The following is a 23,382-nucleotide window of genomic DNA, read 5'->3' on the forward strand; positions in this document are numbered from 1 at the left end:
GGGGAGGATCGTGCATTGTCGAAGCCCATAACCATGAGGGTTCGTAGAGATTTCCGACCGGTGCGTGCGAGCCGACTCTGAGCGAGGCTAAGCAATCGGCTCGATGCAGGCGAAGGCTGCTATACCACACCCACTTTACAGGCCACAACCTTGACAGCCCCAGGGTCTTTCCGTGCACAATCTCTCTCATGCGCCTGGATCGCAACCACCACGCGTCAACCCGTGCACTCACCCAATGATCCTGAACGTCCTCAGGCAGGTCTCCCGACTGCTGCTCCCAATACCCTGTACCACCTGCGCGCAGCCCCTGGCCGATGATCCCGTTCCCTTTTTCTGCCGACCCTGCTGGGCACTGATCCGCCCCCTGCGAGGATCAGCCTGCGCTCGATGCCGCCGCCCATTGGCCTCCCCGACGGCACTGAGCCATAGCCCCACTCACGAATGCCATGACTGTCGCACCCGCAAGCTCTACTATGCCGAGGTGTGGGCCCCCTATGCCTACTGCTCGCCGCTCCAGGATGCGATTGCCCTCTTCAAGTATCACGGGAAGGTCTCACTGGCCGACGCGCTGGCGACCCTGCTCATTCAGACCCTCCCGCCTCAGCTGGAGGGCGACGTCCTCATGCCGATTCCCCTCCATCCCAACCGGCTTCGACAGCGGGAGTTTAATCAGTCGCTCCTGCTGGCAGATCGAGTGGCGGCGGTGCTGAAGTGCCCAGTCTCCTATCGAAACCTGGTTCGTACCGTCGATACCGAGCCGCAGACCACGCTTCCACGTTCGGCACGCCTACACAACCTCCACCGGGCATTTGCTCTCCATGAGCCTCAGGAGGTAGCCGGAAAACGAATCCTCCTTGTCGACGATGTGTTCACCACCGGCACAACGTCCAATGAATGCGCCAGAATTCTCTGCAATGCAGGGGCTGCGCGGGTCACGGTGCTCGCCCTCGCCCGTTCCGTAGAGGCCGGCATAGTACCGGAGGTGTGGTTGCCTCCGTCCGGTCCAAGATCACATCCAGAGCTGCGAGCGTAACGTATGCCGATCTACGAATATCGTTGCCGACAATGCGGGACACGCACCACGCGATTGGTGTTGAGCGTGAGTGCGGCTCCGCAACAAACCTGCGCCCATTGCCACAGTGCCGACCTGGATCGCTTACTGTCCAGATTCGCCTCACCGAAATCCGAGGAGGCCAGACTTGAGGCCCTCGCCGACCCCAGCCACCTCAGCGGACTCGATGAAAACGATCTCGCAAGCATGGAGCGGTTCATGAAAAAGATGGGGCAGGAAATGGGCGAAGACTTGAGCGAGGACCTGGATGCGGCGATGGGGGGAGACAACTCATCCGCCAATGAGATGGACATGACCGACGGACAATGACGGACAGGGTCACGAATATTCTCTTGACAGGATTGTCCATGTCTCCTACCATCACCCCTGAATCCCATCACACGTGCCAGGGATTGAACGATGCATGCACAGGTCCCCATACCCTCTAATAAGTCCCTGAGCGGAGGTTATCGCTAGTGTTTGCCGGTGAACACCTTTGCAAGGTCGATGAGAAGGGACGGTTTCTGATCCCCTCTCCGCTTCGGGAGCGATTCCAGGCCGAGGGGAACCAGGTCATGTTCCTGAAAAACACCGAGCAGACCCTGTGGATGTACTCAGCCAAAGAATGGGAAAAGGTGCTGGAGCGGACCAGGGCCACCCTGGATGAGGATCAAAGCCGCCTGTTTATGCACCACGTGATGGCGCAGGCCGGCGCCTCGGATATCGACAAGGCGGGTCGGGTGCTGATTCCAAGCCGCCTCCGCAAACTTGTTCCGATGGATGACGATCAGGAAATCTACCTCGTGGGCATGTACCATCGCCTGGAAATCTGGGGCCCGTCGGAATGGCGGCGGTATCTCACCAGAAACGAAGACCGGGTCGAGCAGGACATGGCTAAGATCCAAAACCTCCTCTAGTGTTATAGGCAGGCCCTTGCGCCGCGTCTCCCGTCCCCGACAATCCTCGATCCCGATTCGTTCCACTTCGTTTCGGACTCCCCCTGACAAGGTGACGCCTCCGCCCACCAACCTTGTGCTCAGGAAAGGATCGACTCGCAGCCTGCCTGCTGCCACCTCAGGCGTGCCGATTCACGCCGACGTCCGGGTCTCCAGTGACGCCCTCGCCCTCACGCTCCCCATCCCTCCGAGCGTGAATCACCAATATGCCACCGTGAACGGGCGCCGGTTGCTCTCCGCCAAAGGCCGCGCCTTCAAGGCATTCGTAGGGCAACAAATTCTGGTTGCGCTTGCCCAATCGCCCCATCGTGGTACTCTAAGGCACAATTTGCAGCAGGCGAGTCTCTCCCTATCGATCCGTTTCTTTTTTGCGTCGGCCCTGCGACGGGACACCGATGGCGGACTCAAGATCGCGCAAGATGCTCTCTGCGAGGGCCTGGGGTTGAACGATAATCGGGTAGTGGAAACACATCTGTACAAGTATCAGGACCGAGACCATCCTCGCATGGAAATTCTGTTGGCGGTCGCACCGCGAAGGCCCACGACATCCCCGGATCCCATCCTTGCGAAAACAGCGCCTGCGGTGCTCCCGGGATCATCGACCGTCCCTGAACGAATCCCCTAGGACGAGCAAAGGCCACTCGCGCGAGAGACGACGAGCCTTTTACAGTTACACGGCATGGCCTACCGCCCCATCACCATTGACGCACTCCGAATCGGCATGCACGTCGCCAAGTTGGACGTGGCCTGGTTTCGCTCACCCTTCATGCGCCACTCGTTCTTGATTCGAACCGACGAACAGATCGAGAAGTTGCGACGAGCCGGCGTCAAACAGCTCAGCATCGATCCAACGCGAGGGCTCGACCTGCAGGACACGACGGCTTCCCCTCAAGACCAGCCCAACGTCACCGCTCCACCCTCCCCTGCTATCCAGGCTACCTCCCCGGCAGTGGCTGTCCGCTCTCTCGCGAACATGGCACAGGAGCTTCTGGCTGCGAGGTCAGTGCGTGCCCGCCTCGAAGAGTCGGTCCAATCCACATTCTCACGCATCGCGAAGACCGGGATCGTCGATCCGGAAGAAGCGAGTCACGCCGTCCATGCCATCAGCGCCGTCGCACAGTCGCTCAACAGCCACGCCTTGTTTATGGTGTTCAGTCAAGGTCGTGAGGCGAATGCGCCGCTCAGCCAACATTCGCTCGCCACCTGCAGCTTTTCGATGATTCTCGCGCATGCCGCTGACTATAACCTGGTCGCCATCCAGGAGTTGGCCACCGGGGCGCTGCTCCACGACATCGGACTGTTGCAGGTGCCGCCGGCCATGCTTCAACGCGTATTTGACACGTCCGCCCCTCTGACCGAACAGCAGCGACGGACCTACGAGGCCCACGCGCGCGGGGGGGCGATTTTGCTGGAGCGTCAAGGCGGGTTCACCCAGCCGGTGGAACAAATCGTGGCGGAACACCATGCCTATTTGAATGGCAGCGGATTCCCCGCCGAATCCGGGGGAGCCTTCACCTCGGACATGACCCGAATCGTAATGGTCGCCGATCGCTATGACGAATTGATGACGGGATTCGGCGGCGCCTCACCGCTGACGCCCCACCAATCCTTACAGCGACTCTATCAAGAAGGACAGGAGGGCAAGTACGAAACTCGGCTGATCTCCCTGTTCGTCAAAGTCATGGGCATTTACCCGGTCTATAGTTATGTCGCCCTCACTACAGGCGAGCGGGCGATTGTCTCCGTCATCAACACCAGCAAGCTACACCAACCCATCGTCACCATCACACATGATCCTTCCGGAGAACCCTACATCGTTCCGCTCGTGATCGATCTCGCCAATCAGGACGCACAGGCGCCAGCACGTGGAATCCGCTCGGTCCTGGGGACCATCCCCGAGGAGTTTGAGCGAGCCTACCATTGATCCCGGCGTCGCCTGTCGTCACGACAGGTCGCACCGCTTGCGCTCCGGACCACGATGCGAGTGTTGCAAGGGTTATTCGTAACGAAGTGCGTCGATCGGATTCAGGCGCGCGGCCTTGTTCGCGGGATAGAGCCCGAAAAAGAGGCCGACCCCGAGAGAGAACACACAGGCCGTCGCGATCGACTCAAACGAAATGATGGTCGGCCAGCCGGCAATCACCGTCGTCAGCCTGGCGCCGGCTACTCCCACGATGACACCGATCACGCCCCCAAACAGGCTTAACGTCATCGCTTCAATTAAAAACTGGGTCAGGATATGCATCCGTTTCGCGCCCACCGCCATACGCACCCCGATTTCTTTGGTTCGTTCGGTGACCGAGACCAGGAGAATGTTCATGATCCCGATGCCGCCCACCAGCAACGAGACCGACGCAATGGCAAACAGCATGGCCGTGAGGGTTTGACTCGTGCCTTCCTGTACCTTGCCGATGTCGACCTGTGTGCGAACGGTAAAATCATCTGCCTGATCCGGCTGCAAGCGATGTCGAGCCCGTAAGACCTCGCGAATATGCTCGACGGCCTCCGGCAAATCGGCACTCTGTTCGGTCGAGGCAAAGAGGGCGCCCACCGACCCGAGAAACTGGCTCCCGAACACCTTCCGTTCCGCCGTCGTAAAGGGCACGAAAATCACATCGTCCTGATCACTTCCCTGAGCCGACTGTCCCTTTGGCGCCAACACGCCGATGACTTGGAAGGGCACATTCTTGATACGAATCGTCGCGCCGACCGCCTCTTCGCCAGGATCGAAGAGATTCTCCAAGGTCGTCTGACCGATCAACGCCACCCGTGCGGCGCTTTCCATATCCGACTGCGTAAAGGGACCGCCGCTCGAGAACGACCAGTCGCGAATTGTGAGGTAACTCGGGGACACACCGTTCACCGGCCCGTTCCAGTTGCGGTTGCCATTGACGATCTGCATCACGTCACGCTTGGCCCAGGCCGTATCCGAGAGGAGCGGACTCCGCTTCTTCATTTCGGCCGCATCGTTGACCGTCAACGTCACCGCGCCGCCCTGCCCACCCCGTACACCGCTGACCGTGGTGGAGCCAGGCATGATCACGATCACGTTCGTCCCCATACTCGCCACCTGCGCCTGCACTGCAGCGCGCGCGCCTTGCCCGATGCTGACCATCGCAATGACGGCTCCCACACCGATCACGATGCCGAGCATCGTCAGACCGGCCCGCAACCGGTTCCGGCTCAGGATCCGCAAGGCAGTCATGACGGTGAGTAGAACGAACGCTGACATGGACGGCCTAGGGGACGACGGACAATCGTGGCGTACGACGGACATCCTGCACAATCAGCCCGTCTTTCATGATGAGCTCGCGGGAGGCGTAGGCGGCGATGTCAGGCTCATGGGTCACCAGGATGATCGTAATGCCGTCTTCCCGGTTCAGTTCTTCAAGAATGCCCATGATTTCGCGGCTGGAAGCGGTATCGAGGTTGCCGGTCGGTTCATCCGCAAACAGGATCGACGGGGCCCCCACCAACGCCCGCGCAATCGCCACACGCTGCTGCTGACCGCCGGAAAGTTGAGACGGATAGTGCTGCTCACGCCCCGCTAACCCCACGCGCTGCAACGCGGCGGCGGCCCGTTGGCGTTGTTCTTTGATCGAGGCCCCACGATAGAACAGCGGGAGTTGCGCATTTTCCAGCGCACTGGTCCTGGGGATCAGATTAAAATTCTGGAAGACAAAACCGATCTGCCGGTTGCGTAGTTCGGCCAGCAGATCCGGCTTGGCGCGGGCGACGTCCAACCCGTCCAATTCATAGCGCCCTCGAGTGGGTTGATCCAGACAACCGAGCAGATTCATGAGCGTGGATTTGCCGGATCCTGAGGTGCCCATCACCGCCACAAACTCACCACGCTCGATGGTAAGATTGATCCCCCGCAGCGCCTGCACCTCGACGTCACCAACGCGGTATACCTTCCAGACGTCTTGGCACACGATTAAGCCGGCCATAGAGAGGTCTTCATCCGCCGTTCAGAAGGCATGAATACCTGCCCTGTTCAATGCTCGATGCCCAATACTCAATCGACGGCTCGGTATTGAGCGCTGAAAATTGAACATCGACCATGCCACTATAGCCCACGATCGCGCCGCGCACCACGCGATTGCCCATTGCCGAACCCGGGAGGAAGCTCCGCGCCCTTACGCTCGCCGCGCGGCGCATCGATCGCCACCACGACCTGATCCCCTTCCTGTATCCCCTCTGCCGCGATTTCCACATACGCCCGGTCTGAGATGCCCATCATCACAGGTATTCGCTCCAAGTCATTGTTCGCAGTCAGCTTCCACACGCCCCATCGGCGTGAGGCCGGGGTTTCGGCACCACCAGCCGGGGACGGCCTGTCTCCCACTGCCCCTGCTTTCTCTTCTCGAACCGCCTTCGGCGGCGTGAACCGCAAGGCGGAACTCGGCACCTTCAAGACCTGGTCCTTTTTATCGATGACGATGGAGACATTCGCAGTCATTCCCGGCTTGAGACGAAAGTCCGGATTCTCAAACTCCACCACGACGTCGTAGGTCACGACGTTCTGAATATTGATCGGCGCATTGCGCACCTGCCGCACTCGTCCCTGAAACGGTTCCCCAGGATATGCATCCACGGTGAACGTCGCAGCCTTCCCCTCGGCAATTCCCCCGATATCGGCCTCGCTGACATTCGTGTCCACCTGCATTTTGGTCACGTCTTCGGCGATCAAAAACAAGGTGGGAATAGAAAAGCTGGCGGAAATCCGCTGGCCGACCTCCACCTGCCGGGAGATCACCACCCCGTCGACGGGTGAGCGGATCACCGTATACTTCAGATCCAACTCGGCCGCCTGTAGCATCGCTTCAGCCTGCTTCACGGCGGCTTCCGTGACCTTCAGCTGCGCCAGGGCCCCCTCTGATGCGGTCAGCGCGACATCCACCTCATTCTGAGAGATGAACTGTTGCCCGATGAGCGACTTGGCACGATCCAGCTCGCGTCGCCGTTGCGCGAGATCGATCCGTGCCTTTTCCCAGGCGGCCTTGGCATTGGCAAGACTGGCCGCTGCTTGATCGCGCCGGGCCTGGTAGGGAAAAGGGTCGATACGCGCGACGACTTGGTTCGCCTTGACCCGGGAATTGAAATCGGCGTGGAGACTCTCGATCATGCCCGACACCTGACTTCCGACTTGAATCGTCGTGATGGGGTTGATCGTACCCGTGGCGGTGACGAGCGAGACGACCGTCCCACGTTCAACGGCCACCGTACGGTACCGCACGGGCACCTTTCGCTCACCGTTGAAAAAGACGTAACCGGCGATCGCGAGGCCGAGAGCGAGCACAGCGACGATCACAGTGACACGGCGCATCGACGGACTCTCCTTCTGCCGAACTGTGGGGGCATTCTAACAGAAAACAATTTGGCCGGGGAACGCGAGGCCCGCATGAGGCCCGCCGCAGGAGGGAGAGAAAAAAACGAAAGGCCGCTTGCCAGGAGGCAAACGGCCCTTCAGAGGGTCACTGTCCCGCCGACTCTGTTCAGTCGGCCGAGGCAACTACGGACTGACGGTAATACGATCCTTGATGTCGTCGAACACGTCTTTCGGCACCACGTTCTTTGCGACGAGTTCGCCCTTCACCTTGTAGGGACGATTGCTCACAATACGCTCGGCCACATCCTGCGAAATGCCCAGGGTGAGGACGAGATCGGCCGACGGCGCCTTGTTGATGTTCAGCAAGGAAGCCGCCGGCGCGGGGGCATCGAACGGGGACGGCACGGGCGCGGTTTTCGTCGAAGACGACCCTGCACCCGAGAACGGAACCGACCCGCCTGATGATTCCATCGACGACGACAAGGAGCGTGATCGCTCCTTCATTTCCTTCTGATATCGCGCGACCAACGACTTCAGCTGCTCGTTGTGGCGACGAGCTTCTTCATACTCTTGCTTGACGTTGCGATTCTGCGCCGTCAACTGCTTCACCTTGTCTTCCAATTCCTTGGTACGAACCTCGATGGTGTCGCGCTCTTTATCACGCCCGTGCTGGATCCGCTGCAATTCATCCCGGGCGATCTGACTTTCGGACCCGAACTTGGCGTTCAGATCCTTGAGTGTCTTAACCTGCTGCTCCAGGGCATTCTTCTGCGCCCTCGCACGCTCCAGTTCCCCTCTCGTGGCATCGGCATCGGCAAGCGCCTCGTGATACTTCTTCTCTGTTACGCACCCGCTGACGGCTATCGCGCTCATCAACGCAAACCCAGCCATCCACACATGCCTCATGCGCCCCTCCCTGTTCGATCTGGACCGATCGGACCTCTACTCTCTTGTTGTGTGTATGCCATCACCTCAACTTTGTCAACAAGTTTGCCGATTGCGACTCACGTGTGGAGAACCGGCCGGCTTCCTGCCCTGCCGCCGCAAACTTCACGTCGCTTGACTGATGGAAAGCAGTCTGGGAATATGCAGCGACTGTTCGACGAAGTGACCGAACCAACCACCACATCCCACACACCATCTCGCACACACTATGATGAACTGGGGCCCGGAGCTTGCCGTCATTCTCGGCATCATCGAAGGACTGACCGAATTTCTTCCTGTTTCCTCCACAGGCCATCTGATCCTCGTCGGCCACGCCCTGGGATTCACCGGCGACATCGCCTCGAACGTGGAGATCTCGATTCAGCTGGGCTCCATCCTGGCCATCATCGCCTACGAACGCACCAAGCTCTCCTCCCTGGCTTCCCACGCATTGCGGGAGCAACGTGATTTTCGCGCGCTGATCGCCGCTCGGGGTACGACAGCCTGGCCGGCCCTCATCCAAGAGTCCATCCGCGACCAACCGAATCTCTGGTTCGTCATCGGACTCGGCCTCGCCTTTTTGCCCGCCGCGCTGGTGGGATTCCTCGCCCACAAGTCCATTAAGGCCTACCTCTTCTCCCCGACCACCGTCGCGATTTCGTTGATCGTCGGAGGCATCATCATTCTGGTGGTGGAGCGCATGCAGAATCGCGTGCGTGTGAAGGAACTGCTGCAGGTGACGCCACGATCGGCCTTGTGGGTCGGCGTGGCCCAATGTTTCTCGCTGATTCCCGGCATGTCCCGCTCCGGCTCGACGATCGTGGGAGGCCTCCTCGCCGGGCTGGACCGGCGTGTCGCGACGGAATATTCCTTCTTTCTGGCGTTGCCGACCATGATCATCGCCACCATCTATCAAATGCTGAAATCGCAAGCCGCCTTCTCCCAGGATGACTTCATCGCGCTCGGCATCGGCTTAGTGGTGTCCTTTGTGGTCGCCTGGGCCGTGATCGCCGCATTTTTGACCTACGTGCAACGCCACAGCCTCAGCGTCTTCGCCTACTACCGCATGGTGCTGGGCGTCGTCGTCCTGTTGGTGGTGCGTTAATCTACTTCACAACAAGGAGTCGAGTCGGCATGGGAAACGAGATGGACAGCGTCCACGTGTACGATACCTGGGTCAAGGGAAAGAACGGCAAGTTGCACTTCGATGTGATGACGACGAGTCAGGAAAAGGCACTCACGCTTGCCAAACAGCACCTGGTGAGCATCGGCGAACCGCAGGCGGTCATCACGCTCAAAGAATGCCAGTTCTGCCACAGCGAACCGCTCGTGATGTTTTCCGTGGAGCAGCAGCGCCAGTTTCGCGAGCAGGGCGGGTTCATCATTACGCTGCCGGTCTGATCGGGAGAGGAAGCCCCCTTCGAGGCGTTCCTCAGGAGGAGGGATTTTCCGGAGCGACCGGAACCTCCTGCGCCTCTTTTTCCGTCGCAAAGTGGAAAATCAGAAACACCACCCCGACGGTAATGGCTGAGTCGGCGACGTTGAACGCCGGCCAATGGTACCCGTTGATGTAAAAATCCAGAAAGTCGATCACTTCCCCATACCGCAACCGATCCAACAAATTCCCGATCGCTCCGCCGAGTATCGCCGCCACGCTGAGCCGCCCCATCCAATCGTCCTTCGACATACGCACCAGAATCATCCCCAACAAGCCGACAGCGAACACCGAGGTCAGTCCGAAAAACACAAAGCGGAATGAGCTGCTACTGGAGGAAAGAAAGCCGAACGCCGCGCCGGGATTCCGGATATAGGTGATGCTGAACAGGTTGGCGATGACGGGAATGGACTCATGGAGCCGCATGGTCTCCATGACAGACAACTTCGTGACTTGATCCAGCACCACAATCGACAGGCTGAGCAGCCCGAGCAGCAGATACCGAATGGATGGGCTCACCTGACGGCCTCAATGCAACGGTCGCAGAGGGTGGGATGATCGGCGGAGGTGCCCACGGCCGATCGATAATTCCAGCAACGCTCGCATTTCGCTCCCGTGGCCTTGTCGACGGTGATGGCAAAACCGGCGGACTCCGCGAGCTGATCGACCCTGGTGAGCATCACATCCGACACGATGAAGAACGAGGAGAGATCCTGCTGGTATCGAGTCAGAAATTCATACCGTTCGGCATTCGCCTCGATCTCCACCCTCGCCTCCAGGGGCGCACCGATCACTTTCTCGCGACGCTTGACTTCCAAGGCGGCCTGAACGGCGGTCCTCACTCCGAGTAACGTTTCCCAGCGCGCGGCCAGTTCCGGATCGGCCCAGCGCGGATCGACCTCGGGAAACATCGCGATATGGACGCTTTCGGCCTTCGAATCCGCCCGCACCGACTCCGGCAGCATCCGCCAGATTTCCTCGGCGGTGAAACTCAGCACGGGCGCCATCAGTTTTGTGAGCGCGACCACAATGTCGAACAACACCGTCTGCGAGGCACGCCGCACCGGTGAATCCTTCCGGAAGGTGTAGAGCCGATCCTTCAGAATATCCAGGTACACCGAGCTCAGATCCACTGAACAGAAGTTGTTCAGCGCATGGAAGATCGAATGGAATTCGAACTCGTCATAGCCCTTGCGCACACGCGGGATCAACTCCCCCAGGCGCATGAGCGCCCAGCGGTCTAATTCAGGCAGTTGCTCAAAGGGCACACGATGCTGCGCCGGGTCGAAGTCGTACAAATTGCTCAGCAGGAAACGGCAGGTGTTGCGAATCTTGCGATAGGCCTCGATCAGGTGGTTCAGTATCTCCTGGGAAATCCGAAGATCTTCACGGTAATCCTGCGCCGACACCCACAGGCGAAGAATCTCCGCCCCCGATTGTTTGATGACATCCTGCGGCGCGACGACATTGCCCGCCGACTTCGACATCTTTCGCCCCGCCCCGTCCAACACAAATCCGTGCGTCAGCACAGCCTTGTACGGCGCGCAGTGATCGGTGATCACCCCGGCTAACAAGGCACTATGGAACCACCCGCGGTGCTGATCCGATCCTTCCAGGTACAAATCCGCCGGATACCACTGGCGCGGCTTGAGGACAGCCGCGTAACTCACGCCGGACTCGAACCAGACGTCCAGAATGTCGCGCTCCTTCTCAAATTCCGTTCCACCACAGCCTTCGCACCGGGTGCCGGCAGGCAACAACGCGCCGGCCTGGTTGGCAAACCAATAGTCCGTACCATGCTGCCCGATCAAATCGGCCACATGGTCGATGACCCTGGGATGCGCCAGGACCTTACCGCATGTGAGGCAGGTAAAACCTGGAATCGGGGTACCCCAGACGCGCTGACGCGACAGGCACCAGTCAGGCCGGTTCTCGATCATCCCGTTGATCCGGTCGCGGCCATAGGCCGGAATCCAGCGCACCCGTCCGATCTCCGCCAGCGCGGCCTGCCGCAACTCGTTTGTCTCCATCGACACAAACCACTGTTCGGTCGCGCGAAAGATGACGGGTTGCTTACACCGCCAACAATGGGGATAGGAATGCCGGAGGGACCCATGGCCGAGCAGGCGACCGTTCTCCTTCAGACGCTCCACGATGTTCGGATTGGCCTTGAACACATGCTGACCGGCAAATTCGGAAACGGCGTCGGTAAATTTCCCGCCATTGTCCACCGGCGCAAGAATTTCGAGGCGCTCACCCACGCTGGCCTTCGCATTGTGGTCCAGCACCAGCAGATAGTCTTCCATACCGTGGCCCGGCGCGATGTGGACACACCCGGTTCCCTGCTCCAGCGTCACGAAGTCGCCCAGGAGCAGTGGCGAGAGGCCGGTGGTCAGCGGACGTTGCGTTTCCAGCCCTTCGAACCCCTCCGCGCCTTTTTTCACGCCGACGATCTTGTACTCCGGGAGACTGCAGGCCTTCACGACCGGTTCCACCAACTTTTCCGCGATGACGAGCAGCTCGTCGCCGACCTGCACGAAGGCATAGTCGATGTCCGCATGCAGACAGACCGCCTGGTTCGCCGGTAGGGTCCACGGAGTCGTCGTCCAGATCAGGACGGAGGCATGCTTCACATCGGCAGGAAACGTCAACCCACCGAATCGCTTGCTCAGGACAGCCGGGGGGCTGACCAGCGGAAACTTCACATACACAGACGGCGACGTGTGGTCCTCGTATTCGACCTCCGCTTCAGCCAATGCCGTCTGGTCCTGCGTACACCAGAGGACTGGCTTCAGCCCCTTGTACACCCCGCCCTGCTCCACGAAGCGGCCGAACTCACGGATGATCGTGCCCTCATAGGCGGGATTCAGCGTCAGGTAAGGCTCCTGCCAGTCGCCGAGCACACCCAGCCGTTGAAACTCTTCCCGTTGGATCGCGACATATTTCTCCGCATACTCCTTACAGAGCTTGCGGATCGCGAGGGCATCCAGATTCCGCTTCTTGTCGCCCAGATCTTTCAAAACCTGATGCTCGATCGGCAGGCCGTGACAATCCCATCCCGGCACGTAAGGCACTTGATACCCCGACATCGTCTTCGACTTGACGATGATGTCCTTCAATATCTTATTCAGCGCGTGGCCGATGTGGATGCGCCCATTGGCGTAAGGAGGGCCGTCATGCAGCACATAGCGGGGAAACCCCCGGCGGGACTCCTGGATGCGCTCGTACAGCTTTTCTTGCGCCCACCGCGCCAGCATCTCCGGCTCCCGCTGCGGCAGGTTCGCCTTCATGGGAAAGTCGGTCTTCGGCAAGTTGAGAGTCGATTTATAGTCCATAGGTACTCACGCTGTCGGCTGACAGCCTTCAGCGATCAGCATATCAAGAGGTTACACGCTTCATCTCGGGTGATCTGGTGGAATATACCGGAAGGAAGGGGGAAGGTACCAGCCCTTTCAAGGGCGGATCACACGTAGAACAGCTGACAACTGCGGCCAACTTTGGCAGGATCGTCAACAGCGTCTATCGGCAAGGCCGCAGCGAGGCGCACGGCGCGAGGAATAACGAGCGCCACGTTTGTGCTCGCCCGCGAGTCGGTGAGCGGGCGGTGTCTTAACAATATTCGCGCGTCAATACGGCGCACATCTGAGCGACGCGAGAACGCCGCCGGAGCTGGGGAAAGGCCGATGCGAGGCGTTCGAGACCGAAGCCCGCCGTGGCTTTTCGCACGTGAGGCTGACGCAGGCGTACGTCTAGTACGTCGAGGAGGCTGAACGAGAAAAGCCGCGCCGGGCGAGAGGATCGGACGACGTAGCCGGCGCTTTTCACGATGCGGTCAACTGAGCGCCATCATGCGGTCCAACGCCACCTTCGCCAACTGCTTTTCGTCGTCGGGTACAACGATTCGGTTCACGACATGGCCATCGGCGAGATTTTCCAGCGCCCAGCAGAGATGCGGGGCGTCGATGCGATACATCGTGGCACATTGGCAGACCGTGGAAGAGAGGAAAAACACCTTCTTGTCCGTCTGTTCATGCTTCAGGCGGTTAACCAGGTTCAATTCCGTGCCGACCGCCCAGGTGGTTCCCGCCGGTGCGGCCGTAATCGTCCGGATGATGTATTCCGTCGAACCGACCAGGTCGGCCTTGTTCACCACATCTTCATGGCATTCCGGGTGGACGATGACCTTCACCTCGGGGTGCTGCTTGCGGAAGTAATCGATGTGGGACGGCTGGAACATCTGGTGCACGCTGCAATGGCCCTTCCAGAGGATCAGCTTGGCCCGCTGAATGGCTTCAACCGAATTGCCGCCACGCGGCATGTAGGGATCCCAGACAATCATCTGCTCGCGCGGGATACCCATTTTGTTCGCGGTGTTCCGGCCAAGGTGCTCGTCGGGGAAAAACAGAATCTTCTCACGTCGCGCCCAGCTCCATTCGATCACCTTGCGGGCGTTCGACGAGGTACAGGTCAGTCCACCATGTTCGCCGCAGAAGGCCTTGAGGATCGCGGCTGAATTCACATAGACCGCCGGCATCACCGCCTCTTCCACCGGCACTACACGACCCAACGCTTCCCAGCACTGTTCGACCTGTTCAATCGCCGCCATGTCAGCCATGGAACAACCTGCCGCCATGTCGGGAAGAATGACCGTTTGATTGGACCGGCTCAGCACATCGGCAGTTTCCGCCATGAAGTGCACGCCGCAAAACACGACATAAGGCCGGTCGGAACGCTGCTCGGCAACCTGCGCGAGGATCAGGGAGTCGCCGCGAAAATCGGCATGTTGGATCACTTCATCGCGTTGATAATTATGGCCGAGAACCATGACGCGATCGCCGAGGGTCCGTTTGGCCGCACGGGTCCGTTCGAAGAGTTCTTCGGCAGACAAGGATTGATAGTCGGTAATGGGACGGGGAAGCGTGGCGACCGTTTTCACCTGCAGCCTTTCGGTTGATTGAAAAAACTATACCACGAGCGCACTTATACTGTGTGATTCTACGACACCCCCTCGTGGCTACGCAATGAAATGAGTCGGAGCAGATGGCCTATGGAGAACCAAGGGGATGGGGCGAAGGGGAAGGAGGCGCCGATGCCTGGCAGGCGATTGGTCCGCCACGGAAGCCTGCATGAGCGCCCGACTAAGCCCCGCCTGCTGCGGCAAGTCGGGTACCGCCCATGCAGTCAATCGGCGGACAATCACCTGTCCGGGCACCATTATAGAAGCGGTATCTCGGGAAGAATGGAGCGCCGCGGCCAGACGATTCCCTGTGCTCGCGCAACGCGCGGCCTCAGAAGGCCCTCGTTGGACGCGCGCACCGAGGGAACCAGCCAGGCCACCGCCAGGACCTGGACGAAGAGAAGCGAAAAAAAATGGTTCGACCCCTTAAAGCTGCCTGAAGTCGCTCCATAAGACAGCTCGCGTCAGATTGTGCGTGACGGCCGAAGCCAGCTAGGAGTGAATGGCTCGGTACAGTGGACCAAATCGCCCAACCCGGCAAAATTCTCAGGGAGCCGTTTCCTGCTTTCTTGGGGTCCCTCATTGACAGGAGCGGCTTACGCTACAGCAAGCCGGCTCGTTTCGCGTCGGCGATAAACTGGAGTACGTTATCAGAAAACGATTCCTTATAGTCTGTGGTAAAGAGATTGATCCAGAAAAACGGTAACAACCCGATCCATTGGATGCCGGTTCGACTAATGTTGTATCGATAACTCTGCTTTAAGCGGTTATCCACAAACACATCAAAGTGCGTCTCGAGTACAGTCCCTTCCGCGAAGCAGGGAATGATGGCCAACGTCCAATTCGATACTCGACATAACGTGGAGGGTGGTGGACCGTCGGTCTGATAGGCATTGATATGCACACCCATTGCCGGCGAGCTAGGAGTGACGATGACCTTTATAAAGGGAGTGTACTTCTCAAGTGAGTCCTTCAGCAGTTGACTCGGCCACGGAATCTTTTCTTCATTGCTAACAGGAGGAAATCCTGCGAGATAGGAGAATGAGAGAAACTCTAACCTGTCGTGCGTTTCAACAAGCGGTATGGCCGGCGCCCCGGCGGAACGATAGCTCAGAACTGTACAGGCCGAATTCAGGAGAAGCACGTGTCCTAAGAAAACGAGACTGATCACGGTGGGTGAATAACGTTTGATACCCTTACGCATTCGGATCGTGCAAGCATTCAAGGGGACAGCCTAAACGAGCCGTGCCTGCATACCATATCACCAACAATTTGGCCACTTCCTTCCGCGCGTGAAAACAAAGGGGTCGGGAGTCTTTTGTCAGCGGGCTGCGATGTCCGGGTCAGAAAAGACTCCCGACCCCATTATTCGACCCCATTATTGTCACAAGAAGCTGAGCCAGCTCACGGTCCACCACAACACATTGAGCTTTGAACATTCCCCCTTCCCCTCAGTTGACACCCCTCGCGATTCTGCGTACTCTCCGCCGCCAGATGAGCTACATACCACGCCGGATTGAAGGGGTCGGGCGGCGGGTGGTCGCCGCGCTAGCGTTGATCAGCCTCTTCAGCCTGACGCTCGGCTGTGAGTACGTGCGCCCGACGATGAACGCACCGCTCGCCAAGTGGGACGCCGCCTACGGCTATCGCTCCACCAATCTCCCCCCGTCAAAAACCGGCAGCTCCGACAGCCTCTTTATTGTGGCCTCGTTCTCCGGCGGCGGCACAAGAGCGTCGACGCTTGCCTATGGCGTGCTGCGGGAACTGGCGCGGACGCAGATCGTCTGGGAAGGCCAACGCAAGCGGCTGCTGGATGAACTCAACATCATCAACGCCTTGTCGGGAGGCAGCTTCACTGCGGCCTACTATGCCCTTTACGGCGATCGCATCTTCGACGACTTCGAGACGCGCTTTCTCCGGAAGAACTGGGAGAGCGAACTGCGCGCGAGAATCTTTCGATCCCCGATCAACTGGTTCCGTATGTGGTCACCCTTCTTCGGCCGCGCGCATATTTTTTCTGAACTGCTGGACGAAGCACTGTTCGACGGACACACCTTCGGCGATCTCATGGCACAGCCCCGGCGGCCAATGATATTTATTCATGCCTCCGACATGGCCAGTCTCTCGCGATTCGAATTCAATCAGCGCCAGTTCGACCTGATTTGCTCCGATCTGAATCAGTTGCCTCTGTCGGTGGCAACTGCCGCATCCAGCGCTTTGCCCCTACTTCTGAGTCCGATCTCCATGACCAACTATGCCGGTCAATGCGGATATGTGTTGCCACCCCAACTGCAAGAGCTCCGAAAAACTTCGTGGGGACGGCTGCGGGCGACCCAGCTGCGGACATACCTCGATGCGAAAAAGCGTCCGTACATCTATCTGCTGGACGGCGGACTCTCCGATAACATCGGCATGCGAGAAGTGTTGGAAAACACCTCCTTCTATGGAGATATTGAGTCTACGTTTGTGTCATTGGGAGCGAAACAGATCAGAAAACTAGTCTACTTGATGGTGAGCGCGGAAACCTCGCCGGATCCAGACCAATATATCCTGAACGAAATCCCCGGCCTGATGCGCGTGAGCCGGGCACTTATCGATATTCCGATCAATCGCTATTCCACCGACACCGTTGAGTTCATGAAGCAATCTGTCGAACAATGGCGGGCGCAACTTCTCCAGCGACCGCAGGGCGTCGAAAGTGCGTTCACATCCAATGCAGACATTTATATTATCAACGTCAGCTTCACGGAGATGGAAGACTTACAGGAGCAAGCACGCCTCATGAATATCCCTACGAACCTCGCCTTGAACGGTGAGCAGGTCGACCATCTACTCCAGGCCGGGGCCCAACTCCTCCGAAACGACAAGGAGTTTCAACGCCTCATGCGGGACCTCGCTGAAGAAGCCGCCGTGAGGCCGTCGCCCTGACAGCGCAGACGCCTCCCCTTCCCCCACGCTTCCATCGTGATGCATCCCCCTGCCTCTGCAGTACACTGAGCCGCATAGAGTTCACATGCCCCATGTGTTGATTATTGACGAAGTCGAAGCCTACCCGGCTTGGAAAGCCGTGTTCGATGGCGCGGCGGATCGGCGGAAACGTGCCGGGACAATCAGTTACCAACTCCTGCGTTACAACGAAGATGCCAACCGCATCGTCCACTTCTCGGCCTGGTCTTCGCTAGAGAGCGCCCGGCGTTTCTTTGAGTCACCGGAGTTGGTCGAATTGAGGCGAGATGCCGGCGTGAAAGCGCCTGACTTGCTGTATCTGGAAGAGATCGAACGAGGCGTCCTCTAGCCCGGACTATTCATCAATGCCTGCTCCGGCGTCCGATCCTCTCGCCCGAGTGCGAACAAAGGGGTCGGGAGTCTTTTGTCATCGGACTGCGATGTCCAGGTCCAAAAATACTCCCGACACCATTATTGTCATTCTCCCTCCATCTCGGGCTTGCAGCAAACTTCTCCGATAACGAGCCGCCTCCCCTCGGAGGATGGCATGACGCAGCAAACCCTCTCTCAGAGCGACCATCATCTGCGAGTGGCGCCCTCCGCGACCTGCTCAGGAGATGACAGGGTGTCTTCCAAAGTTCCCTGCATTGCTCGCAATCTGTCAAAACCTTCCTTGGCAAATTCAGCAAGGTCGGCAGGAAACTTGAACTGCGGATAAAAGGCAGCGGAACCCTCCTTCTGCAAAATCGATCGCAGCTTTCCGTTCTTATATTTTTCGGTATCCTGCCATCGCCCCATGACCGACCGCATCTCCGAGACATGCGCAACGAGCTTTATTAACACCTCGGGGAAATCTCCATTCTGATCCTTGGCTACCAATGCCGCCTTTGTGAGAACGAGGTTTTCTCTCTGTTGATTTAAAGGGCCAAAAGTCTCCCTCATCGCACGCATATAACATTCAAGAAATTCCTCGGGCGGCCCAGATTCGATACCATCCTCATCATGCGTCAAAAATTTATCTTGGTCGCAGTTCCTTTTATAGGTTTCGCAGAACTTCTTCCACAGCCTCACTCCAGTTGAGTCAAGAGCATGAAGCGGAGCATAGAATTCATTCAACTGCGCATTGACTCGCTTAAGTCTTTCCTGATCAATGAGGATTTTCCGCTGAGTAGCTAAACCCGACTTTACCGTGTTTTTCGCAATGACTATCGTGACAATAATTCCAGCAATCGACACAAAAATTGTTATAAATGAAGGACTAGAATACCACTTCTCGTTTTCGACCCTCTCGGTTACAGCGATCAGGTGCTTCGTTAGATCAGGGTTCAGGTGAAGAGTAAAACTCTCACCACTGCCTCCATCTCCCCTCGAAGACGATTTGGGAAGATCAACTTGTCCGCGAACCGGCGAAGGAATACATGCAGCGACTAAGAAGAATAGGCCTAGTACGAGCATGGCGGTTTTAGTCTTGTGTCCTGCCTGAAGTATGCCCGACAAAAATCGCTGCGATTTAAGTATTTTCATCTGACTCCCCCCTAGATTGCCAGACTGAAGAGGCAGGCCCCCTGTTGATGTACAGCATTCATAAGCTTGGGGTGATCCTGGAGTCTCAATCGACGCGATGCGCCTCTCGCAATTGCCTTGACGGATGACACCGCCCAGGCGCTCTATCGTTCAGCAGGATGGAGACGCGACTAGCAATTTTCCGTCTATCAGCTGGTCTTGCCTGCTTAGGCGAGACTGCCTCCGGTCATGACGCACCGTTCCTCGTGACGCTCACGGCAAGCGGGCCGAGCCTTCAGGCACCGGCCCGCTTCTCTACCGCCCCACGCCGGCCTAGCGGGAAACCGGCTCCTGATCCTTGAGGCTGGAGAGGGCCTCCTTGATCACTCGCATCGTGTGCTCGATATCACCATTTTTCTCACGCTTGGCATCGCGTTTGACATCGCGCGGCTCTTTCTTGAGCACCGCCCCGTGCTCCACGAGCGCCGCTCTGAACCGGCTCAGATAATATTCATAGTCGGTCCGTCCCAAGGTCGCGATCGCCTGATCCTTCTTCTCAAGCAACGCGCTCGTATAGAGCTGCCGGGCCTCCTCAATACGGGGAGCGGATCGACGGAGACGGCCTCCGGCCTCCTTGGCGGACGCCATCTCCCCCATGCGATCTCCCATGTCGAGCACCTTGTAGTCCCTGGCCAGCGGCGCAGCCAACGCGACGCGCGCATGACAGGCCACGGCACGATCGCCGAGCCGGTCGTTCACTTCCCTGAGCGTGTCGTTCCCTCCACGGAGTATGACGCTTCCGTCAAAGTTGAGGATGCGGCCGACGTCGTCGGAGAAGAAGTCCTGCGCAAGAAACTCTTCGTCGTAGCCTCGGGGAGGCGTGACACGAATCGTCAGGGCGTCCGAGACGATATCCTCCGTCTCCATATGGAGCGCGATCTGGATGGTGTAATAGCCCGGTTCGGCAATATCCCACCCGTTTCGCCCGACGGAGATGAACAGCGAGTCGGTGACAAACTCGCCGGGCATTACGACCTGGGCTTGCTGATCGTGGCAGTATCGCGCAAAGGGCAGGTACTGACGCGCCGGCTTGTCCCGCTTCTTGACGATGACGGTCATATGCTCCGTCATGGAGAGCAGTTCCTTTTCCAGCACCAGTGGACGCGCACCGATGTTGGTCAGCTTGAGCTCGAGCACCACCGGTTCAAGGAATTGGTAGGTGGCTTGTGCCCGATCGACGCGAAGATTGAGCTTCAACGACGGCTCGGGTGACGCGCTCGCCTGCTCGAATCCATGGTGATCGAACCAATCGGCATTCCCCATCTGCACAAACCGCTCCGGCGCATGGCGCATGAACACCAACTCGTTGTCGCTGAACCGATAGGCGAAGTCGGAGAAAAACGCCGTCTGTCCGCCGGACACGTTGTACGGATAATTCATGAAGCTCCGCGCCTCCGGCTCGTTCGCCAGGGGAATCCAGGGGGTGCCCCAGTCCGGCGGGTGTTGCTTTTGCCACGAATGCGCCAGGTTGAAGGCGTGGCCCATTTCATGGCAGGCCGTCCAGAATCGCATGCGCTCGACCCAGGCCGCCGGTCGGGCATCACCGGCCGGTGGCCTGGAAATAAATGAGTCGTTGAAAATCGCCGTCCCCTGACGATGATTCGGCCCGATGTCGTCGAACATGATGCCGCCCAGGCTCGTGCCCTGTTCGTGCAGCTTGGCGAAGAACACCCACAGCGACCATTGTGCCTTGCCCGCAAATCGCGACCAGTAGACCTGCATCGCATCGTGCATTTCGTTGTCGCTCCAGCGCGCATTTGTCCCCGCATCGCCGATGGGCACGATGCTGTCGCTACCCGACTTCCGCACGTCGAACCCGACTCTCCGGTAAACCTCCTCGATGCTGAGCGTTTCATTCGGCAACGTAGCCGGACGATTCGGATGGTCATGGGTGCCGATGTGGGTGGTTGCGGTGACGCCGGTGGCACAATCGAACTCGAATTCGACCTGCCGGAAATACGGTGATTTGAACGCCAGCGTTCTCGTACGGACAGCCGTGCCGCCGCCCGATAGTCGCACGACCGCTTTGCGCTGACTGGCCAGAAAGGTTGACGTTGTGGTGATGTCGACCGTCGTGTAGGGGAAACCGGCGACATCGCCATCCTTGAACCAGATCGAACCGGTCCAGGCGTTCGGCCCGGATGCGGTGAGACGGGCAATCCAGTGCACACGTTTGGCCAACACGCCATAGAGCGTCCCGCTGGCCATCATCTGCGGATACCGGCCATCGACATCGAGGCGGAGTTCCTCGCGCAGCAAGCCCCAGGGCAGGAGTTCCTCAATCTGCCAAGGACCAGCCGATGTGGGCACGATACCCGGCAACGGCTGAGCGATCGGGATGGGCTGAATCGGCAAGGGGCCAGGCGCTGAGATGGGCGGCGTCACGATCCGGGATGCGACGTACAACCCGCTCACACGAAGACGCGGCGGCCAGGGGAAGATAGGGATGAGAGGCTCGATGCCGGGACGAGCTATTTCAGCGGCCTCGGCAAGATACTCCTGCTCCATGTGGTCTTGCTCTTTCATACTCGACCTCCTGTTGTGAGAGTCACAACGATCATGCATACGTGCCGATCCGGAACGCCCCGTCATAGGTAGCCAAAGGGTTCGTGTGAGGTGTTCCAGACCAACTTTCCTTCAGGTGTGAGGGACAGGCCGACATAGGTCGGACGATCCACCGACACCGAGTTGCGTTGAGTCACTCCCCGCTTGCTCAGCACCACCTCCACCACGACCGGACTGCGCGTCACGTCGATGTCCACGGACGCGGCATAGCCGGTTTGTCGCCGCGTCGTGACGTCCGTATTCGCCAATGCCTCCCGAGCATCCACAAGCACACGCACGTCGTCGTGATGGAAGCCCTCTTGTAGAGCGATGTGCAGCAACACGAGACACCTCGCTTGAAACGTAGAATGTGGCGGTTGTAGGGAAGTGTTCCCAGGGTCTGTCGCGAGCAAATCGTGTACCGCATTCGGCGGCGGCGCACTCAACGCATGCGGTGAAAATGCAGGTATTTGGAAGTCGGTGAAATGTGGCGGATCCGACTCATCGCTTCGGATGGGCACTCAGGGACGACCAGGAGGGTCTCAATCACCGATGTAATCGAAGCGTCTGATTCGTATCCGATGCGATACGAGGCCGGTATCTGATGCGATACAACCACATCGAATACGGCGCCCTGTCGCTCTCTTTCTGAATTGTCGGCTATTGGATCGAGACACAGGCCGGCGAGAATCGAATGATCGGCCAAGCCCGTTTCGTGGTGCGATCCTCGCCGCCTAGTGGCTGAGGGGAATCGTCAGCAGAATGCCTCCCATGACGTCATGCGGCTTGAAGTCTTTTTTGGGGCTATTGGGATGGGCATTGTGGCAGCCGACACAAGACTGAGAGGCCGCTTTGTCTGCGTAGATGGCTTGAAAGAGGCGGGTGCGCCCGTCGGTGGTCACCGCCGTATACGGCCGGTCAGGATTCAGGAGGATTTCTGTGAGTCCCGCCCGTTCGAAATCGGAGTTGGGCCGGTTCTTATTATTGATTGCCCATTGGCTGATCAGCCGGTATTGCAGTCCGCTTCGACCTGCCGCCACCAGCCGCCCGGTTTCCAGCAAGTATTGCGCGGGAAGAGGAAGCCGAGACGTTTCCCGCCAGTTTTCCGCCGCAAAGGCGATGCCGCGCATCTGCATCCGTTCGACGACATCCGTGGTGTAGAACGTGCGATCCGCCTGGATGACGCTGTGCAAATACTCGGCCACCAAGCCCGCCTCGATGCAGGGAGCCTGGCCCACCTCCTTGCCTGCAGCCGCAGGGCCCCATTGCCCCAGCAGGCCCATCACACCCGCGCCCAAGACCAGTCCGAACCAGAAGCCTCTCCCGCTCATGATGTGCCTCCATGTGTGTGAGCACAGACCATGATGCACCCGGTGGAAAATTTTACGCCGGTCGATCAGGCAAAGCGAGAGTTCCGGCCTTGCCGATAGGCGCTGCCGTGCACCTACCCCATGAGGTCCCTTAGCTACTAGGCCTTCCAGAAGATTGACTTCGCCCCGGCGGGTCGGTACGATCACCGACGACAGCTAGGGGTGCCATCCGGCTGAGAGTCCGAGCGATCGGGCGACCCTCACAACCTGACCTGGGTAATACCAGCGTAGGGAAGCGACCGGTCCACTGGCTTCGAGATCGCTTCAAGCCGCACCCAAGCTGGATGCGGCTTTTTTTATTTGG

21 protein-coding genes and 1 riboswitch are annotated in these 23,382 nt (G+C 58.8%); of the genes, 9 read left to right on the forward strand and 12 right to left on the reverse strand.

The features are described 5' to 3' along the window. Nucleotides 1–235: 235 nt before the first annotated feature. The 5 genes from KJA79_RS00980 to KJA79_RS01000 all read left to right on the forward strand — a co-directional run bounded on the left by KJA79_RS00980 (nucleotide 236) and on the right by KJA79_RS01000 (nucleotide 3,931). Entirely contained in the window at nucleotides 236–1,033 is a 798-nt protein-coding gene (locus tag KJA79_RS00980; RefSeq protein ID WP_213040140.1) for a ComFC family protein, read from the forward strand. A gap of 3 nt (nucleotides 1,034–1,036) precedes the next feature. Next, entirely contained in the window at nucleotides 1,037–1,381 is a 345-nt protein-coding gene (locus tag KJA79_RS00985) for an FmdB family zinc ribbon protein (protein ID WP_213040141.1), read from the forward strand. A 146-nt stretch (nucleotides 1,382–1,527) separates the two neighbouring features. Continuing rightward, a complete protein-coding gene (locus KJA79_RS00990; RefSeq protein WP_213040142.1) occupies nucleotides 1,528–1,968 on the forward strand; it encodes a division/cell wall cluster transcriptional repressor MraZ in 441 nt (146 codons plus the stop codon). 163 nt (nucleotides 1,969–2,131) lie between these two features. Continuing rightward, complete coding sequence (locus KJA79_RS00995; protein ID WP_213040143.1) at nucleotides 2,132–2,632, forward strand: RusA family crossover junction endodeoxyribonuclease; 501 nt, start codon at nucleotides 2,132–2,134, stop codon at nucleotides 2,630–2,632. 54 nt (nucleotides 2,633–2,686) lie between these two features. Continuing rightward, on the forward strand, nucleotides 2,687–3,931 hold the full coding sequence (locus KJA79_RS01000; RefSeq protein WP_213040144.1) for a cyclic di-GMP phosphodiesterase: 1,245 nt from the start codon (nucleotides 2,687–2,689) through the stop codon (nucleotides 3,929–3,931). Between the two features lie 72 nt (nucleotides 3,932–4,003). Here the strand turns inward: KJA79_RS01000 and KJA79_RS01005 are convergent, their stop codons facing one another. The 4 genes from KJA79_RS01005 to KJA79_RS01020 form a co-directional block, all read right to left on the reverse strand. Then, nucleotides 4,004–5,212 carry an ABC transporter permease gene (locus tag KJA79_RS01005; protein WP_246507328.1) on the reverse strand — a complete coding sequence of 403 codons (1,209 nt, stop codon included), beginning with the start codon at nucleotides 5,210–5,212 and terminating at the stop codon, nucleotides 4,004–4,006. Nucleotides 5,213–5,246: 34 nt separating this feature from the next. Further along, nucleotides 5,247–5,957, reverse strand: a complete 711-nt coding sequence (locus KJA79_RS01010) for an ABC transporter ATP-binding protein (protein ID WP_213040146.1) — start codon at nucleotides 5,955–5,957, stop codon at nucleotides 5,247–5,249. Nucleotides 5,958–6,076: 119 nt separating this feature from the next. Then, on the reverse strand, nucleotides 6,077–7,336 hold the full coding sequence (locus tag KJA79_RS01015; protein WP_213040147.1) for an efflux RND transporter periplasmic adaptor subunit: 1,260 nt from the start codon (nucleotides 7,334–7,336) through the stop codon (nucleotides 6,077–6,079). Nucleotides 7,337–7,522: 186 nt separating this feature from the next. Continuing rightward, nucleotides 7,523–8,245: a hypothetical protein gene (locus KJA79_RS01020; RefSeq protein WP_213040148.1), complete on the reverse strand. Its 723-nt coding sequence runs from the start codon at nucleotides 8,243–8,245 to the stop codon at nucleotides 7,523–7,525. Nucleotides 8,246–8,492: 247 nt separating this feature from the next. Between KJA79_RS01020 and KJA79_RS01025 the strand changes: the two genes are divergently transcribed. Together KJA79_RS01025 and KJA79_RS01030 are read left to right on the forward strand one after the other, a co-directional pair. After that, entirely contained in the window at nucleotides 8,493–9,368 is an 876-nt protein-coding gene (locus KJA79_RS01025; protein ID WP_213040149.1) for an undecaprenyl-diphosphate phosphatase, read from the forward strand. 29 nt (nucleotides 9,369–9,397) lie between these two features. Next, the gene (locus KJA79_RS01030; protein ID WP_213040150.1) at nucleotides 9,398–9,664 is read left to right on the forward strand and encodes a DUF2024 family protein; all 267 of its coding nucleotides are present in this window, start codon (nucleotides 9,398–9,400) and stop codon (nucleotides 9,662–9,664) included. A 31-nt stretch (nucleotides 9,665–9,695) separates the two neighbouring features. On the opposite strand, the gene lspA is transcribed toward KJA79_RS01030, so the two are convergent. From lspA to KJA79_RS01050, 4 genes are all read right to left on the reverse strand, one after another. Further along, on the reverse strand, nucleotides 9,696–10,217 hold the full coding sequence (gene lspA / locus KJA79_RS01035) for a signal peptidase II (protein ID WP_213040151.1): 522 nt from the start codon (nucleotides 10,215–10,217) through the stop codon (nucleotides 9,696–9,698). Next, on the reverse strand, nucleotides 10,214–13,033 hold the full coding sequence (gene ileS, locus KJA79_RS01040) for an isoleucine--tRNA ligase (protein WP_213040152.1): 2,820 nt from the start codon (nucleotides 13,031–13,033) through the stop codon (nucleotides 10,214–10,216). Before ileS ends, lspA begins: the two co-directional genes overlap by 4 nt. A gap of 497 nt (nucleotides 13,034–13,530) precedes the next feature. After that, the gene (gene nadA / locus KJA79_RS01045) at nucleotides 13,531–14,634 is read right to left on the reverse strand and encodes a quinolinate synthase NadA (RefSeq protein ID WP_213040153.1); all 1,104 of its coding nucleotides are present in this window, start codon (nucleotides 14,632–14,634) and stop codon (nucleotides 13,531–13,533) included. Nucleotides 14,635–15,256: 622 nt separating this feature from the next. Continuing rightward, nucleotides 15,257–15,565, reverse strand: coding sequence for a hypothetical protein (locus KJA79_RS01050; protein ID WP_213040154.1), 309 nt, complete (start codon nucleotides 15,563–15,565; stop codon nucleotides 15,257–15,259). 584 nt (nucleotides 15,566–16,149) lie between these two features. Between KJA79_RS01050 and KJA79_RS01055 the strand changes: the two genes are divergently transcribed. After that, the gene (locus KJA79_RS01055) at nucleotides 16,150–17,583 is read left to right on the forward strand and encodes a patatin-like phospholipase family protein (RefSeq protein ID WP_213040155.1); all 1,434 of its coding nucleotides are present in this window, start codon (nucleotides 16,150–16,152) and stop codon (nucleotides 17,581–17,583) included. Nucleotides 17,584–17,668: 85 nt separating this feature from the next. Beyond that, on the forward strand, nucleotides 17,669–17,950 hold the full coding sequence (locus KJA79_RS01060; RefSeq protein ID WP_213040156.1) for a putative quinol monooxygenase: 282 nt from the start codon (nucleotides 17,669–17,671) through the stop codon (nucleotides 17,948–17,950). A gap of 230 nt (nucleotides 17,951–18,180) precedes the next feature. Here the strand turns inward: KJA79_RS01060 and KJA79_RS01065 are convergent, their stop codons facing one another. The 4 genes from KJA79_RS01065 to KJA79_RS01080 all read right to left on the reverse strand — a co-directional run bounded on the left by KJA79_RS01065 (nucleotide 18,181) and on the right by KJA79_RS01080 (nucleotide 23,039). Beyond that, nucleotides 18,181–19,125, reverse strand: a complete 945-nt coding sequence (locus tag KJA79_RS01065; RefSeq protein ID WP_213040157.1) for a hypothetical protein — start codon at nucleotides 19,123–19,125, stop codon at nucleotides 18,181–18,183. Between the two features lie 312 nt (nucleotides 19,126–19,437). Then, a complete protein-coding gene (locus tag KJA79_RS01070; protein WP_213040158.1) occupies nucleotides 19,438–21,690 on the reverse strand; it encodes a zinc metalloprotease in 2,253 nt (750 codons plus the stop codon). Between the two features lie 62 nt (nucleotides 21,691–21,752). Then, a complete protein-coding gene (locus tag KJA79_RS01075; protein ID WP_213040159.1) occupies nucleotides 21,753–22,052 on the reverse strand; it encodes a hypothetical protein in 300 nt (99 codons plus the stop codon). Nucleotides 22,053–22,442: 390 nt separating this feature from the next. Further along, nucleotides 22,443–23,039: a Tll0287-like domain-containing protein gene (locus KJA79_RS01080; protein WP_213040160.1), complete on the reverse strand. Its 597-nt coding sequence runs from the start codon at nucleotides 23,037–23,039 to the stop codon at nucleotides 22,443–22,445. A gap of 187 nt (nucleotides 23,040–23,226) precedes the next feature. Then, a riboswitch (TPP riboswitch) is annotated at nucleotides 23,227–23,329 on the forward strand. Nucleotides 23,330–23,382 lie beyond the last annotated feature (53 nt).

Source organism: Nitrospira defluvii (genome assembly GCF_905220995.1).
GTDB classification, from domain to species: Bacteria; Nitrospirota; Nitrospiria; order Nitrospirales; family Nitrospiraceae; genus Nitrospira_A; species Nitrospira_A defluvii_C.

Excerpts from the sequence above, each read along its gene's own strand:
- KJA79_RS00980 (WP_213040140.1), top strand. The coding sequence starts at position 236 with ATGATCCTGAACGTCCTCAGGCAGGTCTCCCGACTGCTGCTCCCAATA.
- KJA79_RS00985 (WP_213040141.1), top strand. The coding sequence starts at position 1,037 with ATGCCGATCTACGAATATCGTTGCCGACAATGCGGGACACGCACCACG.
- KJA79_RS01000 (WP_213040144.1), top strand. The coding sequence starts at position 2,687 with ATGGCCTACCGCCCCATCACCATTGACGCACTCCGAATCGGCATGCAC.
- KJA79_RS01005 (WP_246507328.1), bottom strand. The coding sequence starts at position 5,212 with ATGACTGCCTTGCGGATCCTGAGCCGGAACCGGTTGCGGGCCGGTCTG.
- KJA79_RS01010 (WP_213040146.1), bottom strand. The coding sequence starts at position 5,957 with ATGGCCGGCTTAATCGTGTGCCAAGACGTCTGGAAGGTATACCGCGTT.
- KJA79_RS01015 (WP_213040147.1), bottom strand. The coding sequence starts at position 7,336 with ATGCGCCGTGTCACTGTGATCGTCGCTGTGCTCGCTCTCGGCCTCGCG.
- KJA79_RS01020 (WP_213040148.1), bottom strand. The coding sequence starts at position 8,245 with ATGAGGCATGTGTGGATGGCTGGGTTTGCGTTGATGAGCGCGATAGCC.
- KJA79_RS01025 (WP_213040149.1), top strand. The coding sequence starts at position 8,493 with ATGATGAACTGGGGCCCGGAGCTTGCCGTCATTCTCGGCATCATCGAA.
- KJA79_RS01030 (WP_213040150.1), top strand. The coding sequence starts at position 9,398 with ATGGGAAACGAGATGGACAGCGTCCACGTGTACGATACCTGGGTCAAG.
- ileS (WP_213040152.1), bottom strand. The coding sequence starts at position 13,033 with ATGGACTATAAATCGACTCTCAACTTGCCGAAGACCGACTTTCCCATG.
- KJA79_RS01050 (WP_213040154.1), bottom strand. The coding sequence starts at position 15,565 with ATGGGTGTGCATATCAATGCCTATCAGACCGACGGTCCACCACCCTCC.
- KJA79_RS01055 (WP_213040155.1), top strand. The coding sequence starts at position 16,150 with ATGAGCTACATACCACGCCGGATTGAAGGGGTCGGGCGGCGGGTGGTC.
- KJA79_RS01060 (WP_213040156.1), top strand. The coding sequence starts at position 17,669 with ATGCCCCATGTGTTGATTATTGACGAAGTCGAAGCCTACCCGGCTTGG.
- KJA79_RS01065 (WP_213040157.1), bottom strand. The coding sequence starts at position 19,125 with ATGAAAATACTTAAATCGCAGCGATTTTTGTCGGGCATACTTCAGGCA.
- KJA79_RS01070 (WP_213040158.1), bottom strand. The coding sequence starts at position 21,690 with ATGAAAGAGCAAGACCACATGGAGCAGGAGTATCTTGCCGAGGCCGCT.
- KJA79_RS01080 (WP_213040160.1), bottom strand. The coding sequence starts at position 23,039 with ATGAGCGGGAGAGGCTTCTGGTTCGGACTGGTCTTGGGCGCGGGTGTG.